Here is a 14,777-nt window from a genome sequence, read left to right as displayed (position 1 = left end):
AAGTCAGCCCGGTACACTTACGGTTCCCATGGCGAAAAAATCGGGCCAAAAGGAAGCTAAGGGCCCCGCCACAATCCACAACCGCAAAGCCTCTTTTGACTTTCACATTGAGGACACTTGCGAAGCCGGAATTGTGCTGATTGGCAGCGAGGTGAAGAGCCTTTATCTCGGTCGAGCGAACTTGACCGATGCTTTTTGTCGCGTCATGAATAGCGAAATGTGGCTCATGCAGTTCGACGTGGAGCCGTATACGCACAGCTTTAACTATCTGCCCGATCGCCGCCGCGACCGGAAGCTTTTGCTCAAGCGCAAAGAAATTGACGTGCTTCAACGCAAGGCTCAAGAAAAGGGGCTCGCCCTCATTCCGCTGCGCGTGTACTTTAACGATAAAGGTTACGTGAAGGTGCTCATCGGACTGGGTCGCGGTAAGAAAACATTCGATAAGCGCGACGCCATTGCGAAGCGCGACACCGATCGCGAAAAGGCGCAGGTTGCCGGACGACGACGATGAAACACCTGGAGGCAACCCTCCGCCAACTTGAATTTAACCAAGTGGTGGACATGTGGGCGGAGCACTGCGAAAACGAAGTTGCTCACGCCGAGGTCCTGGCCACGCTGCCCGCCTTCCACCCCGACGTGGTGGCGGCTTTGCAACTGCAAACAGCGCAAGGACTGGAACTGCTTGACGACCTGAGCTTGCCTCACCTCGGGCGAATCAAAGACCTCGAATTGAACGTGGAACGCCTGGCAAAGGGCGGTCGGGAGAACGGCGAAATTCTCTGGCAAATTGGCGACGCCATGGCCGTGATGCGGCAAATCAGTGCGCTCACGCAAAGCCGTCGAGCGGGTTGGACTTCATTAACCATATGGTTAGAATCCATGCCAGTGATCCCCAAACTCGAAGAGCGGTTACTCACCTCGTTGGACGGCGACGGCACCGTACGCAACGAAGCATCGGTCGAACTCGACCGAATTCGGCGAGGCAAGACCCAAGCCACCCAGCGCGTGCTGGAGCGCATTCAGAGCTACACCAGCGGCCGTCAACGCGACTTGCTGAGCGACCCGCTCTACACGCAGCGCGATGGTCGCTACGTGATTCCGCTGAAAGCCGAAAACCGCAACAAGATCAAGGGCATCGTCCACGACACCAGCGCCAGCGGCCAAACCATTTTTGTGGAGCCCGAAGACGTGGTCGCGGCGAGCAACCAATTGCGCGAACTCGAAGCCGCCGAACGCAGTGAAGTGGCGCGTATTTTGCGCGACCTGAGCGAGTACGTCGGGACGCATGGCAAGGAATTGGCGGAAGGCATCCGCGCCGCGATTGAGCTCGACAAGGTGTTCTCCCGGGTTCGGTTTGGCCTCGCGACGGGCAGCTCGATTCCGCGTTCGACGGCAGCGCACTGCCTCACCATTCGGCATGGCCGCCACCCTCTCATCGCGCGCGACAAGGTCGTGCCGTTTAGTTTGTCGTTGGGATCGGACGCGAATATTTTGCTCATCACCGGACCCAACACGGGCGGCAAAACGGTCACCCTGAAAGCGGTTGCGCTGTTCGTCGCGATGGCACAGTGCGGCCTGATGATCCCCGCCGCCGAAAGTTACGTTGGCTTCTTCCCGCAGATTTGGGCCGACATCGGCGACAAGCAATCGCTGGAGCAGTCGCTTTCGACCTTCAGCGGCAGCATCCAGAACTTGGCCTCCATCACGAAGAACCTCAAGCCTGGCGCGCTGGTGGTGCTCGACGAAGTCGGTTCCGGGACCGACCCCGCCGAGGGAGCGGCCTTGGCCCGCGCCATTTTGGTGTTCCTGCAGGAAAAGGATGCCCGGGTTTTGGCCAGCACCCACCATGGCGAGCTCAAGCTTCTGGCGTTCGACCGCCCCGGATTTGCCAACGCAAGCATGGAGTTTGATACAAGAACGCTCATGCCAACTTATCGATTACTCCTCGGCACGCCTGGCGCAAGTCACGCCCTCAGGATTGCCGAACGGTACGGCCTTCCGACCGAGATTATCGAGTCGGCTAAGGAAACGGACGGGCAAGTCGCGAGCGAAATCAGCGAGGTCCTGGAGCGTTTGAACCATGCCCAGCGACAAGCGCAAAAGGCGCAAAGTCGCGCCGACCAAATGGCGAGCCGGCTGGAGACTCTGGAAAAGGAAGCCGCGACCGCCGCGGAGCAAGCCGATCGAGCGCGCCGTGAGGCGCGCCAGAAGTCCGCCGACCTGCTCGAAACCACCCTGCAAACGATCCGAATTGAAACCGCCGAGATTCTGGAGGACCTGAAATCCAACTACTCGCTGGAGAACGTCAGCACGGCGCGCAAGCGCTTGCGCAACCTGCAGGAGCAGGGCGCGGAGCAACTGAAGAGTCTTCGGCCGGAGCGGGCGACAAGCAACATCGAACTCGCGGTGGACATGTCCGTGAAGCTGCGCGGACAGGGTCAAGCGGGGCGCGTGCTACAGGCTCCCAAAGACGGCAAGGTGTTGGTGCAACTCGGCCAGCTTCGGCTTACGGTGCCCGTGGCCGACGTGGTGCCGGTCGACGAGAAGCCGGTCACCCTGAAGCACAAGCCGAAAGCGAACCTCGGTCTCGCCAAAAACCTCTCATCCGCGATAGAGATTCAGATCATTGGCCTGCGCGAGGAGGAAGCCCGAAACCGTTTGGTCAAGTTTTTGGATGACAGCGAGCTGGCCGGGTTCGAATCGGTGCGGATTGTGCACGGCAAGGGCCAGGGAATCCTGCGCAAGATGTGCCACGAAGTCCTGCGCGCGCATCGCGGGGTGGCGGATTTTCGACTGGGCGAACCGGTGGAAGGCGGCGATGGCGCCACCATCGCCAGGTTCAAATAATCCGCAAATTGCTCGGCGTGCCCTCGGGCACGACCTCGCCGAACAGAGTTCCGCCGCGCTCCTCGTCGAGCCGCACCCACTGAATGGTCCGCAGCATGTCGGCCGCGCCGGCGAACTTGACGGTCAGATAGTTGTCGGTCAGGCCTTCCAACAGGCCGTCCTTGCCCACCTTTCCCTCCACCAAAACGCGCATCACTCGGCCCACAAATCGTCGCCGAAACTCCTCGCCCGTGCGGTTGGCAATGGCCATCAGGCGGAGTCGGCGCTCGGCTTTTTCTTGGGGTGGAACCGGATCGCCCCACTGATCCGCAACCGTTCCAAATCGGGGGCTAAAGGTGAACGCGTGGACCTTGAGATAGCCGACTTGCTCGGCGACATGGAGACTGCTTTGGAACCGTTCCTCGGTTTCGGTGGGAAACCCGACCATGATATCGGCTGTGATCGCCAAATCGGGGATATCAATAAGAAGCTGCCGGCAAAGCTGTAGATAATCGTCTTGCGAGTAAGGCCGATTCATGTCCTTAAGAACGCCCGTGTCGCCACTTTGCAAGGGAACATGCAGATGCGGCACGACTTTGCCGACCTGAATGAGGCGGACGAGTCGCGGCGTCACCTGCCGCATTTCGATGCTGCTGATACGTACCCGCGGGATGCAGGTGTCGGCGATCATCTCCACCAATTCTTCAAAATCTGGGCCGCCGCTTCCGGTTTCGGGGCCGTACGCCCCGATGAGCACGCCGGTCAACACGACCTCTAGGTAGCCCTGATCGCGCAGCGATTCGATCTCGGCCAGCACCTCGGTCGCCGGTCGGCTGACCATGCCGGGCCGTGTGTGCGGAATGCTGCAATAGCTGCAATGAATGCTGCACCCGTCCTGCACCTTCACCGTGGCGCGCGTCCGGCTCGTCACGCTGGTCTGAGGCAGGTCGCGGCGCACCACGACGCGGGTCTCGGGGAACGCCTGCGAAAAGCGCGCGAAGGTCTCCAGCTTTTCCGGGTTCGGAACCACCAGATGCGCACCCTCGACCTCTTCGCGCTTGTTCAGCGACATCTGCGCCGCGCACCCGGTGACCACGATCTTGGCTTCCTCGTTAAAGCGGGCGGCGCGGCGAATCGTGTAGCGGCTCTTGCGCTCGGCATCGCTCGTGACGCTACACGTGTTAATCACGTACACATCGGCTGGGCCTTCGAACGGCACAATCTGCCAGCCCGCAGCTTCAAAATCCTGCAAGATTCGCTGCGTTTCGTATTGGTTCACCTTGCAACCCAAGGTGGTGAATGCGGCGGAGGGCACGGTGCTATTTTAGCCGAAGGCGCGTGCCACAATAGCCGCATGAGCAGTCCGGTTTGGTGGGATCGTCCGCACCCCATGCGCTGGATGTTGCTACCGCTCAGCGCGCTCTATGCCCTCGGCTGGGGACTGTACCGGCTGACTTACGCGCTGAAAATAAAACAGAGCAAGCGCTTGCATAGCCCGATTATTTGCGTCGGCAACTATCGTGTCGGCGGCACCGGCAAGACGCCGTTTGTCCGGTGGCTGGCATTCCGTTGTCAGCAGCTCGGCAAGTCGGTTGTGCTCAGCACGAGCGGCTACGGAAGCCCCCGCGCCGAGGCCGCGACCCTGGCGCCGGAGGGCGAACTCGACGCGAAGGAGTGGGGGGATGAAGCGGCTCTGCTGCGGCTCGCCCTGCCCCAGGTGCCGATTATCGTCGGGCGACGCCGGACGCTGGCCGCGCAGATTTGCCATAAACATTTCCCGGAATCGCTCCTGATCATGGACGACGGGCTCCAGCATCTGCCTCTGGCGAAGGACGTGACCATCGTCCTCGACCCGCCCGGAACCAATCCGTTCTGTCTGCCGGCAGGTCCGTACCGCGAAAACAGGCTGTTCCGAGGCAAGGCGAGCCTGGTCATGCCCAGCCGCGACTTCCATTTGGTGCGCGACCCGATGTACCTTTTTCAGCGTGAGCCGCTGAAAACCGGGCGCAAAGTCGAGCTGATGATCTGCGCGATTGCGCGTCCCGAACAATTTATTGAGCAGGCGAAAATGGCCGGATTCGAGTGGCAACGCCAGGTGATTCTGGCCGACCACGCGGGCATAACCAACCAGGATTTGGCCGGCAACGGCGGCCTCGCTCTGTGCACGGCCAAGGATTGGGTCAAAATTAAGGAGCTCTCGGAGGCGGCTCGTTACGATTGGATCGTGGCCGACTACGACCACGAAGTCCGCGAGGGCGAAGAATTTTTGGCATGGCTGATCAGCGAACTTGGAAAGATCGACGGCGCGATATCGAAGGCAAACTGAGCTTTTGGGCGTTCCGCCGAGCCCAGCGCTGGCTCGGTCGCAAGCAAGGAGCCGATCGCGAACGGACCGGCGAAAAGCTCGGGCGCATGCTCTTCCGGGCGAGCAAAAAGCATCGCGAGCGGGCCTACCGGAACTTCCGTTTAGCGTTTCCCGAGATGTCGCAAGACGCCATGCAAGCGCTTGCGCAACGGGTGTTCGAGCACTATGGACGCACCACAGCCGACTTTCTGACGAGCCAGGGAAGGACCAAAGAACAGATTGACGCGATGGTCACGGTGGAGGGGCGCGAGCACATTCAGGCGGCCATCGATCGCGGCAAGGGCACGCTCTTTATCACGGCTCATTTTGGCAATTGGGAGCTGCTCGCGCAGTGGATGGCGTTCAACGGCTACCCGCTCCACGTGATCGCGCGCGACGTCCGGAACAAGAATCTCAATGACGCCGTCAACGCCATTCGGCTGGGGCCGGGAACCAAGGTGCTGAGTCGCGGAAATGCTGCTCGCGCCATCCTCGGCGTGCTCAAAGAGAACGGCATCGTCGGCATTTTGCCCGACCAAAATGAGACCGAACTCTTCATCCCGCTGTTTGGGCACACTGCCGGAACCGTGCTCGGGCCTGGCGTGATCCATGCCCGCACCGACGCCACGGTTGTGGCGGGATATTGCGCCTACGAAGCGCCAGGTAAGTATCGCATTATCTTTGAGCCTCCGCTTACGCCCGAGCCGGGCTATGAGACCCGCGGCGAGGGCCTGATGCGCGCAATCCACACGTCGCTTGAAGAGATGGTGCGCCGCTACCCCGAGCAGTGGCTGTGGTTCCACGATCGCTGGAAGTCGGCCCGCCAACGCGGCCTCGTGCCATGAGCGAAAAGTGGCTTCTCATTCGGTTTCGCGCCATCGGCGACGTGCTGATGACACAGTGGCCGACCACCGCGATCCATCGCGCGCGACCCGATGCCGAGCTTTGGCTCGCAAGCGAAAGCGGATTCGCGGCTGGAGTGAATCGCAGCATGGTTCCCCACTTGGTGGAGGTCCCGCGCGGCCGCTGGAAAAAGCACCGCTGGTCGCCGCAAACTTGGTCCGAACAGGTTCGGTTTTACACCGCTTTGCGTAAGGAGAAGTTCGACTACGGGGTGGATTTTCAAGGCCATTCCAAGACGGCGCTTCTGCTTCGGTTGAGTGGCGCGAAGCACCGGGTGCAGATGCCTGGCACCGACGCCCTAGCCCAGCGATTGAATCCGATCGTCCGCAGTTCGCGACCGCACAAGGTCGAGCAGTACATGGATCTGCTCGCCCCATGGGGCGAGTTTGTCTGCCCGGAGCGGCCCCTCATGGAGCCGGTGACCACGCCGCGGGACGGCCTGTTTGTCACCATCAATACGGGTGCCAGCAGCGCCGAGAAGCAGATTCCCGACTGGCAATTCCAGCAGATATGTGCAAGTTTACAGACGGCATCTATTCCGATTGCATGGGTTGGCGGGCCAGGTGACCCGCCGCCGCCCGGCCCCGGCGAAAACCTCGTCGGCAAAACCTCGCTCGCCGAGTGTTACGCCTGGATTGCGGCCAGCGCGCTGCACATTAGCGCCGACACGAGTACCGGCCACGCGGCCGCCGCGTACGGCACGCCGTTTCTCACCCTTTTCCAGACCGACCGCAATTCGCCGGACCGGTTTCGCCCCTACTCCGATCGCGGCACGGTGTTGCTCCGCCCGACCGAAGCCGAACTCGAAAAATCCCTTAACGAGCGGCTGGCGAAAATCGCGCTTTGAGCCGCAAAATCGGCCCTTCGAAGAACCGGTAGCTCAGTTCGGCCAAAGCAAAGGTCACGCCCAATCCGAGCATCGCGACCAACAAGGTCGCCTCGGGATTCACCACTTTCTCAACCAAGTTTTTGACCGGAACATTGAACAAGTAGATGCCGTAACTAAGCTGTCCAAGCCGCTTGAGCAAACGGTTGCGCAACGGAGAGCGATCGGCCAGTTCCAACAGCACCGCGCCGCCCAGCAACGCCACCAGGCAAAGCTGAATGAACGGGTTCGCCCACTTCCCGTAGTACAGCCCGTTGAGGTGCGAGCGCATCGAGAGGAACGCGAAAGCGCCCAGCAGCGGCAACCAAAACCCGGGCCGTACACGCCAAACCCACGACGATCCGCGATGCATCCAGTGCGCCAGGATCACGCCCCAGATGATCGGCTCCATAATGCCGTCGGTGAGAATACGATAGGGCAAGCTGAGGAACCGCGGCCAGCCGATCAGCCCGATCTCGATGGCATACGAAACGAGCATCAACCCCGCTCCCAAAATAGCCAACATCCGACCGCGAAGCAGCCGATCGACCACGGGCCACAAGGCGTAAAACTGCTCTTCCGTGGCGAGCGACCACGAGTAGTAGAAAATCGCGGTGCTGATGCTCGGGTGAGCGATGAGATTGAACGTGAAAGTGAGGAAGTACGGCAGATTCTCATGAAACTCCTCGACGCGAAACGCATTCGGCTCCATTGCCGGCACCGCCAAAATGTACGCGCCGAGCACCAGAAAGTACAAGGGGAAAATCCGCAGAATCCGCCGCGCCGCGTAGGCCCGCAAATCCACTCGACCACGCTCCTCTTTCTCTCTTAACCATTTGGTTACAATCAAGAATCCGCTGATGGTAAAGAACAGCCAAACCCCCATCAACCCGAGATTACCAAGCGGTTCTAGCCAAGCAAAGTGAAGATAGTGCGTCGCCAAAACCAACAAGATGCTGATGCCGCGAAGTTGATCCAGCACCGGGAAGAAACCGGTCTGCCGAAAACGGGTGTGGAGTGAGCTGGAGCCTTCGACGGGAATTGAACCCGTGACCTTTCCCTTACCAAGGGAATGCTCTACCTCTGAGCTACGAAGGCGGTCCATCGGAGATTATACCAAACGACTAACCTCAAGTTTAGCCCCGGCCAGGCGGGTACAAACAAGGCATGGCCCGGAAACGACTGCTGATCCTTGATGGATACTCCCTTCTCTATCGGTCGTTTTACGGCGTAAAGTTTCTCAGCACCAGCGACGGACGCCCCACGAATGCGCTCTTTGGGCTGGTGAGCATGCTGTTCAACCTCATTGAAAAGCAGCACCCGCACGCCATTTTGGTAGCGCTCGATGCGCCCGGCGGCACGTTCCGGCATGTCGAATACGCCGAGTACAAGGGCACCCGGCGTGAAATGCCGGAGGAAATGCAGAGCCAAATGCCGGTTGCCCGCGAGCTTTTGGCGGCGCTCGGCATACCGCAGATTGAGCTTAAAGGCTTCGAGGCCGACGACATCATCGGCACCATCAGTCGCCAAGCCGAAGAAAACGGCTACGACACCACGATCATCAGCGGCGACCTCGACTCGCTGCAGCTGGTGGATAGCCACGTTAGCGTTGTCACGCCGAAAGTCGGCGTGACTGAAGTCGTGATCTACGACCCGGAGGCGGTGCGCGCACGCTATGGGTTCGAGCCGCCGATTTTGCCCGACTACAAGGCTCTGGTCGGCGATACCAGCGACAACATTCCGGGCGTGCCGGGAGTCGGCGAGAAGACTGCCGGTAAGCTTCTGGCCGATTGGGGATCGGTTGAAGGGATCATCGAGAACCTGGATTCGATTGAGGAGAAATTCCGCAAGAAGCTAGTGCCGGGTCTTGAGCAAATGCCGAAGAGCAAGTGGCTCGCGACGATTGATCGCAACGCGCCGATCAGCTGGGATTTTGCTCCGTTCCGGCTCTCGCAACCGCAAGCCGAAGCCGCTTTGGCGATGCTCGAATCGCTGGAATTCAAGAACCACCACCGCCGATTCCGGCAGATTTTTTCGATGTACCTGGATGGTTTCGATGCCTCGGCGCCAGCGGTGGAACTGGGCACCGAGAGCCTGTCGCCTAAAGAAGTGAACTCACCGCGCGACGTGGCCGCCGCCCGGGAGTGGATCGGAAACTCACCATTTGGTTTGTTATGCACGCAAGCTTTTGCGCAGAGCGATTTGTTTGGCGATGATCAGCAAGCTTGGGCCATCGCCGTCGGCGACGAAGCGACGACCGTCGCGCCGGCCATCGCGTTGGCGCTGCTCCAGCAGATCCCGGGGCAGGCGATCATGCACGACGCGAAGCCGCAGTATCGCGCGAGGCAAATCGCGGGGCTTATCAAAACCGACACCTTGCTGGCCGGCTACGTTTTGCAGAGCGGACGGTCGCAATATGCGCTCCGCGATCTCGCGCAGGGCTACCTGGATGTTGCCGCGCCAGTGACGCCGGCCCAAATGGCGTTGGCCCTGGTGAAGCTCGATGCCGAAATGACGGCGAAACTCGACAAGGAAGGGCAGCTAAGTGTGCTCACCGAGATTGAGCAACCTCTCACCAGCGTGCTCGCGGTTGTCGAGAACAACGGTATCAAAGTTTCCGCCGAGTTTCTGCAAGACTTTAGTAAATCGCTGACGGTAAATATTGACCAACTCACCAAGCTGATTTACGAGATGGCGGAGACGGAGTTTCTTATTGCCTCGCCCAAACAGTTAGGGGAAGTTCTGTTTGAGAAAATGGGCATTCCCGCGCAGAAGAAAACGAAGACGGGTTATGCAACGGGCGCCGAGGTGCTCAGCGTTCTCGCCGAGCAATATCCTATTTGCCAAGAGGTGCTCAACTGGCGCGAACTCACTAAGCTTCGTAGCACCTATTCGGAGAGCCTGCCGCGCATGATCGCGGCCGACGGCCGCATCCACACGAGCTTCAACCAGGCAGTCGCGGCGACCGGTCGCCTCAGCAGCGAAAACCCGAACCTGCAGAATATTCCGATTCGAACCGAACTCGGACGCCAGATTCGCCGCGCGTTTGTCGCCGAGCCGGGCCGTGAACTGGTGAGCTTCGACTACTCGCAAATCGAGCTTCGCTTGCTCGCCCACATGTGCGATGATCCGAACCTGGTCGCCGCGTTTCAATCCGGCGAAGACGTGCACCAAACCACCGCCGCGCTGATGTTCAAAATCGACAAACAAGATGTGAGCAAAGAGCAACGCCGCTACGCAAAGGTGCTCAATTTTGCCGTGCTCTATGGCGTAACGGAATGGGGACTTTTGCAACAACTCGGCACAGGTTTTACTCTCGACGATACGAAGGCGCTCATTAAGGAATACAACGAGCGATTTCCCGCCGTTAAGGCGTTCACGCAAAGTGTTGTCGAAGAAGCAAGACAGAAAGGTTTCTCGACCACGCTGTGCGGTCGCCGACGCTACTTCCCGGAGATTCACGCTGCCAACCGCAACGAGCGAATGTACGCCGAGCGGCAAGCCATGAACGCCCCCATTCAGGGTTCAGCCGCCGACATGATCAAGATTGCCATGCTGCGGGTCGCGCCCCTGCTGGAAGGCAAGGAGTCGCGCATGGTGCTGCAGGTTCACGACGAACTCGTGTTCGAGGTTGCGCCGCACGAAAAGGACTCGCTTCTCGAACCCATCCGCGAAGCGATTGCGAGCGCCATGCCGCTCAAGGTTCCAGTGGTCGCCGACGGCAAGGTCGGCCTTAACTGGGGCGAAATGCGGGAGTTCTAGTTCACCACGCGCAGGCCGCTCTTCTTGCCGAACCGGCCCTGATGCTGCCCGGCGAGCTGCCCGCAAGCGGCGGCGATATCGTGACCGCGCTCCACGCGCTCGGTTACGTTCACCTTGGCCGCGGCCAAAATGTTGCGGAACGACTGCACCCGATCGCGATCGGGTCGCGCGAACCCTTGGCCGGTATCCACCCAGTTCCAAGGAATCAGATTCACCACACACGGCAGTCCGCGAACCAACTGGGCCAACGCACGCGCCTGGTCGGGCGAGTCGTTAACCTTTTGGATAAGAAGGTACTCGAACGTGACCTTACGGCCCGTCGCGCGGTAGTAGTCGCGCATCGCGCCGACCACCACTTCGACCGGCCACCTGTGGTTGACCGGCATCAGCCGATCGCGAACCGGGTTGTGCGGCGAGTGCAGCGACAGCGCAAGGTGGATTGGCAGCTTCTCCAGTGCCAGACGCTGAATTTGCGGCACCAATCCGACCGTGGACACCGTGATGTGCCGGTAGCTGAGGCCGATTTCGTCGTGCAAAATCCGCATCGCCCGCACCAAGTTGTCGTAGTTGAGCAGTGGTTCGCCCATGCCCATGAACACGAGATGATCCACGCGCCGAGTGGAGATGCTTTGCAGCAACAAGTACTGCCCCACGATCTCGCCGACGGTCAGATTGCGGTCGAAACCGCCGAGGCCGGTGGCGCAGAAGGTGCAGGCCATCGGGCAACCCACTTGCGTGGAAACGCAGCAGCTTACGCGGTCGGCATAGGGGAGCAGCACGCACTCAAAAACCTGCTCATCGCCGTTGTGGATCAGCAGCTTGTCCACGTCATCCGTGCTGCGTTTGTGATCGGCGACAATCAGCGGCGAGACAATATAGCGCTCAGCCAACGCCTCGCGAAACTTGGCCGGCAAATCGCTCATGTCGTCGAACGACTGAGCGGCTTTTTTGTAAATCCACTGCGCCAGTTGCTTGCCTCGGTACGCGGATTCGCCTAGCTCGAGGGCAACTTGCACCAACTCGGGCGAGGTCAGACCAATGAGGGAAGGCAAGGGCATCAAACTATCATTATGGCAAACAAGCAAATGCCCCACCCTTTCCGGGGTGAGGCATCAACGACGGTCAGACGGCCTTAGGCCTTCTTGCGGCGGAGAACCAGGGCTCCGAGACCCGCCACGAGGGCGATCGCCGAACCGGGCTCAGGCACGGGAGTGGCATCGAGCTCAATGTAGAACGTTGCCGGTGGGTTGGGCGCAGCACCGAAGCTGTATGCGAAGTTGGTAGAAGTAGCGGTTTCGTATGCGTTGGCAAAGCCACCAGCATTGGGGCCTGTTCCACTGGTGATGCGCCATCCGGAGCTACCAGCAGTCGTGTCAGCATCCAAAGCAACGCCAATGAGGAGGGTCGAGAATCCGACCGCAAAACCAGTTTGCATCCCGATGGTTTGCGTCAAGCTTGAAATCGTCACCAGTTCGGTCACGAATCCGGCGGCTGTTCGTGCGGCCAGGACTTGATTGCCCAGAAGAATGGGGCTACCGACCACGTTCCCATTTGCGGCAACCGCAGATGCGTAAACACGGACATTGTTTTGGAGGGCACCTTGGCCACGTCGAATGCCGACGGTGACGCTGTTCAGCTTGAGTGCGGTGTTCGCGCCCATGGTCGCCGCCGAAATGTTCACATCGTCAAAGTTGATGCGGGTTTGGCTACCCGGGTCAGTCACAGCCAAGAATCCAGGGTTGTTGGCGTTCACACGGGATCCCGTCTGAACGGTGCTCGAATAGATGATCGCGGCATTGGCCGAAGCCACCGCACCCGCGACCAGCGCGAGGGAAATTACTTTTTTCATTATGCTCCTTTGTTTAAGTTGCTGAGCCATAGTTGACCCAGACCTCCTTATTCTATCAAAGAAGTATAAGAATTCGCCTCGCAAAAATGCCAGATTAGTAGTGCCAGTCCACGTTCAGCGCTTGGCTGGCGTGCCGCTGAATGAACTCGCGGCGCGGCTCCACCTTGTCGCCCATCAGGCGGCTGAACATTTCCTCGACCTCGATATCAAAGGCCGGATCGTAAATCACCCGGACCAACCGGCGGGTCGCCGGGTCCATCGTCGTCACTTCGAGCTCCTCGGCATTCATTTCGCCGAGACCCTTAAAGCGGCCGATCTCGAATTTCTTCTTGCCGAGTCCCTTGGTGATCTCCTCGCGGTGAGCCGCGTCGCGAGCGTACAGGCGTTCGTTAGCGCCCACCTTCACCACGTAGAGCGGCGGCTGCGCGAGGTAGATGTAGCCTTCCATGACCAGCGGCTTCATGTAGCGATACAGGAACGTGAGCAGCAGCGTCCGGATGTGCTCGCCGTCCACGTCGGCGTCGGTCATCAAGATGATTTTGTGATAGCGGAGCTTGGTAATGTCGAACGACTTTTCCTTCTCCTTCTTCACGGCCATGGGGTCGTCGTCGTCTTCGCTACGGCCCACTTGCACGTCGATACCCACGCCCAGCGCGGCGATGAGGGTTTTGATTTCCTCGTTGTCCAGCGCCTTGTCGAGGCGGGCTCGTTCGACGTTCAGAATCTTGCCGCGCAGGGGCAGAATCGCCTGAATCGTGCGGTCGCGCGCGTCCTTGGCCGATCCACCCGCCGAGTCCCCTTCGACGAGGAAGATTTCGCACTTCGTCGGGTCCTTGCTGGTGCAGTCTTGGAGCTTGCCGGGCAGGCCAAACGAGTCCATGACGTTCGAGCGCTTGACCGCTTCGAAGGCCTTGCGGGCTTCTTCGCGAGCGCGCTGGGCAATCTGCGCCTTTTCGATAATGCGCTTGGCGATGCCCGGGTTTTCTTCCAAGAACGTACTCAGACCGTCGCCGGTGAGCGAGTTGACGACGCCTTGCACTTCCGGGGTCACCAGCTTGACCTTGTCCTGCGAGTTGTACTGCGGATTTTCCAGTTTCAGCGCGATGACGACGGTCAGACCGTCGCTCACGTCGTCGTTGGTGAAGTTCTTATCCTTCTCCTTAATCAGGTTAACCTTGCGGCCGTAGCTGTTAATGACCCGCGTAAGAGCCGTGCTGTAACCGGAGACGTGAGTTCCACCATCCGGTTGGTGAATATTGTTGGAGTACGCCAGGATGGTGTTGTTGTAGCCATCGTGGTACTGCATCGCGATTTCCACCTCATAGCGGTCCTTGATGCGCTTAAAGTGGATCGGCTTGTGAATCTCGGTCTTGGCTTCGTTGATGTCTTCAACCAATTGGATAATTCCCTTTTGGTAGAAGAATTCTTCCGATTCTTCCGGATTTTGCTCATTGGTGAAGACGAATCTAACCGTTGGGTTAAGATACGCGAGCTCGCGGATGCGGCTCATGATGATGTGCGTATCGTAGGTGGTATCCGTCAACACGGTGTCGTCGGCCAACCATCGCTGGGTGGTGCCGGTTTCATCCTTTCCGCACTTGCCCACGACCTCGACTTCACCTTGCGGAACCCCCGCATGGAAGCGCTGCTCGTACACTTTGCCGTCGCGACGAACCGTGGAGACCATCCACTTACTCAGCGCGTTGGTACACGAAACGCCGACGCCGTGCAGACCGCCCGAAACTTTATAGCCGCCGCCCTCGCCGAACTTACCGCCCGCGTGGAGCACGGTCATAACGACGGTCAGGGTCGAGATGCCCATCTTTTCGTGCGTCCCCACCGGAATCCCGCGACCGTTATCTTGCACCGACATCGAATTGTCCTCGTGAAGGGTCACCCGAATCTCGTCGCAGTAGCCGGCCAAGGCTTCGTCCACGCCGTTGTCAATGACCTCGCGGAACATCTGGTGCAGACCCTTGCGACCGTTGTCGCCCACGTACATGCCCGGACGCTTGCGGACCGCTTCGAGGCCCTCAAGCACCTGAATCGAGCTTTCGTCGTAGGAGGTTTCTACCCGCGAGGCAATGGATTCGCCATCGTCGGCGGCGCGGCTGGTAAGCGCCTCTTCCACGGGCTGGTCCTGGGGCAGATTTTCGTCGTCAGACATCATATTGTTAAAGGACGTTGGCTAGGTTCAAAATGAACCTGCGCCGAACCTAGATATTCTA

11 protein-coding genes and 1 tRNA gene are annotated in these 14,777 nt (G+C 59.6%); 6 read left to right on the top strand and 6 right to left on the bottom strand.

Annotated elements, in window-relative coordinates:
- Nucleotides 1-28: 28 nt before the first annotated feature.
- Together smpB and JNJ45_09360 are read left to right on the top strand one after the other, a co-directional pair.
- Nucleotides 29-511: an SsrA-binding protein SmpB gene (smpB, locus tag JNJ45_09365; GenBank protein MBL8048876.1), complete on the top strand. Its 483-nt coding sequence runs from the start codon at nt 29-31 to the stop codon at nt 509-511.
- The gene (locus JNJ45_09360) at nt 508-2,847 is read left to right on the top strand and encodes an endonuclease MutS2 (protein MBL8048875.1); all 2,340 of its coding nucleotides are present in this window, start codon (nt 508-510) and stop codon (nt 2,845-2,847) included. The genes smpB and JNJ45_09360 overlap by 4 nt, the downstream gene beginning before the upstream one ends.
- On the opposite strand, the gene mtaB is transcribed toward JNJ45_09360, so the two are convergent.
- Nucleotides 2,840-4,141: a tRNA (N(6)-L-threonylcarbamoyladenosine(37)-C(2))-methylthiotransferase MtaB gene (mtaB, locus tag JNJ45_09355; GenBank protein ID MBL8048874.1), complete on the bottom strand. Its 1,302-nt coding sequence runs from the start codon at nt 4,139-4,141 to the stop codon at nt 2,840-2,842. The genes JNJ45_09360 and mtaB overlap by 8 nt on opposite strands.
- A 39-nt stretch (nt 4,142-4,180) precedes the next feature.
- Between mtaB and lpxK the strand changes: the two genes are divergently transcribed.
- Genes lpxK through JNJ45_09340 form a run of 3 tightly spaced genes read left to right on the top strand, consistent with a single transcriptional unit; the run spans nt 4,181 to nt 6,920 of the window.
- Nucleotides 4,181-5,152, top strand: coding sequence for a tetraacyldisaccharide 4'-kinase (gene lpxK, locus JNJ45_09350; GenBank protein ID MBL8048873.1), 972 nt, complete (start codon nt 4,181-4,183; stop codon nt 5,150-5,152).
- Nucleotides 5,098-6,015: a lysophospholipid acyltransferase family protein gene (locus JNJ45_09345; GenBank protein ID MBL8048872.1), complete on the top strand. Its 918-nt coding sequence runs from the start codon at nt 5,098-5,100 to the stop codon at nt 6,013-6,015. The genes lpxK and JNJ45_09345 overlap by 55 nt, the downstream gene beginning before the upstream one ends.
- Complete coding sequence (locus JNJ45_09340; GenBank protein MBL8048871.1) at nt 6,012-6,920, top strand: glycosyltransferase family 9 protein; 909 nt, start codon at nt 6,012-6,014, stop codon at nt 6,918-6,920. The genes JNJ45_09345 and JNJ45_09340 overlap by 4 nt, the downstream gene beginning before the upstream one ends.
- On the opposite strand, the gene JNJ45_09335 is transcribed toward JNJ45_09340, so the two are convergent.
- Both JNJ45_09335 and JNJ45_09330 read right to left on the bottom strand, forming a co-directional pair.
- Complete coding sequence (locus JNJ45_09335) at nt 6,889-7,920, bottom strand: acyltransferase (GenBank protein ID MBL8048870.1); 1,032 nt, start codon at nt 7,918-7,920, stop codon at nt 6,889-6,891. The two genes, JNJ45_09340 and JNJ45_09335, sit on opposite strands and share 32 nt — an antisense overlap.
- A gap of 41 nt (nt 7,921-7,961) precedes the next feature.
- Nucleotides 7,962-8,036: transfer RNA gene (locus JNJ45_09330), tRNA-Thr, on the bottom strand.
- Between the two features lie 69 nt (nt 8,037-8,105).
- On the opposite strand from JNJ45_09330, the gene polA reads away from it, so the two are divergent.
- Nucleotides 8,106-10,700, top strand: coding sequence for a DNA polymerase I (gene polA, locus JNJ45_09325; GenBank protein ID MBL8048869.1), 2,595 nt, complete (start codon nt 8,106-8,108; stop codon nt 10,698-10,700).
- Here polA and rlmN read toward each other — a convergent pair.
- The 3 genes from rlmN to JNJ45_09310 all read right to left on the bottom strand — a co-directional run bounded on the left by rlmN (nt 10,697) and on the right by JNJ45_09310 (nt 14,716).
- Nucleotides 10,697-11,758 (bottom strand): 23S rRNA (adenine(2503)-C(2))-methyltransferase RlmN, encoded by a 1,062-nt coding sequence (gene rlmN / locus JNJ45_09320; protein ID MBL8048868.1) that lies wholly within the window; start codon nt 11,756-11,758, stop codon nt 10,697-10,699. The genes polA and rlmN overlap by 4 nt on opposite strands.
- Before the next feature lie 74 nt (nt 11,759-11,832).
- Entirely contained in the window at nt 11,833-12,549 is a 717-nt protein-coding gene (locus JNJ45_09315) for a PEP-CTERM sorting domain-containing protein (GenBank protein ID MBL8048867.1), read from the bottom strand.
- A gap of 94 nt (nt 12,550-12,643) precedes the next feature.
- The gene (locus JNJ45_09310) at nt 12,644-14,716 is read right to left on the bottom strand and encodes a DNA gyrase subunit B (protein MBL8048866.1); all 2,073 of its coding nucleotides are present in this window, start codon (nt 14,714-14,716) and stop codon (nt 12,644-12,646) included.
- Between the last annotated feature and the right edge of the window lie 61 nt (nt 14,717-14,777).

The sequence above is a fragment of the Chthonomonas sp. genome (genome assembly GCA_016788425.1).
Lineage (GTDB): Bacteria > Armatimonadota > Fimbriimonadia > Fimbriimonadales > Fimbriimonadaceae > JAEURQ01.
This window is presented reverse-complemented; position numbering and strand designations above follow the sequence as displayed.

What these genes read in the sequence shown, in the direction of transcription:
- JNJ45_09340 (MBL8048871.1), top strand. Translation starts at nt 6,012, where the DNA reads ATGAGCGAAAAGTGGCTTCTCATTCGGTTTCGCGCCATCGGCGACGTG.
- JNJ45_09310 (MBL8048866.1), bottom strand. Translation starts at nt 14,716, where the DNA reads ATGTCTGACGACGAAAATCTGCCCCAGGACCAGCCCGTGGAAGAGGCG.
- JNJ45_09345 (MBL8048872.1), top strand. Translation starts at nt 5,098, where the DNA reads ATGGCTGATCAGCGAACTTGGAAAGATCGACGGCGCGATATCGAAGGC.
- JNJ45_09360 (MBL8048875.1), top strand. Translation starts at nt 508, where the DNA reads ATGAAACACCTGGAGGCAACCCTCCGCCAACTTGAATTTAACCAAGTG.
- lpxK (MBL8048873.1), top strand. Translation starts at nt 4,181, where the DNA reads ATGAGCAGTCCGGTTTGGTGGGATCGTCCGCACCCCATGCGCTGGATG.
- polA (MBL8048869.1), top strand. Translation starts at nt 8,106, where the DNA reads ATGGCCCGGAAACGACTGCTGATCCTTGATGGATACTCCCTTCTCTAT.
- smpB (MBL8048876.1), top strand. Translation starts at nt 29, where the DNA reads ATGGCGAAAAAATCGGGCCAAAAGGAAGCTAAGGGCCCCGCCACAATC.
- rlmN (MBL8048868.1), bottom strand. Translation starts at nt 11,758, where the DNA reads ATGCCCTTGCCTTCCCTCATTGGTCTGACCTCGCCCGAGTTGGTGCAA.
- JNJ45_09315 (MBL8048867.1), bottom strand. Translation starts at nt 12,549, where the DNA reads ATGAAAAAAGTAATTTCCCTCGCGCTGGTCGCGGGTGCGGTGGCTTCG.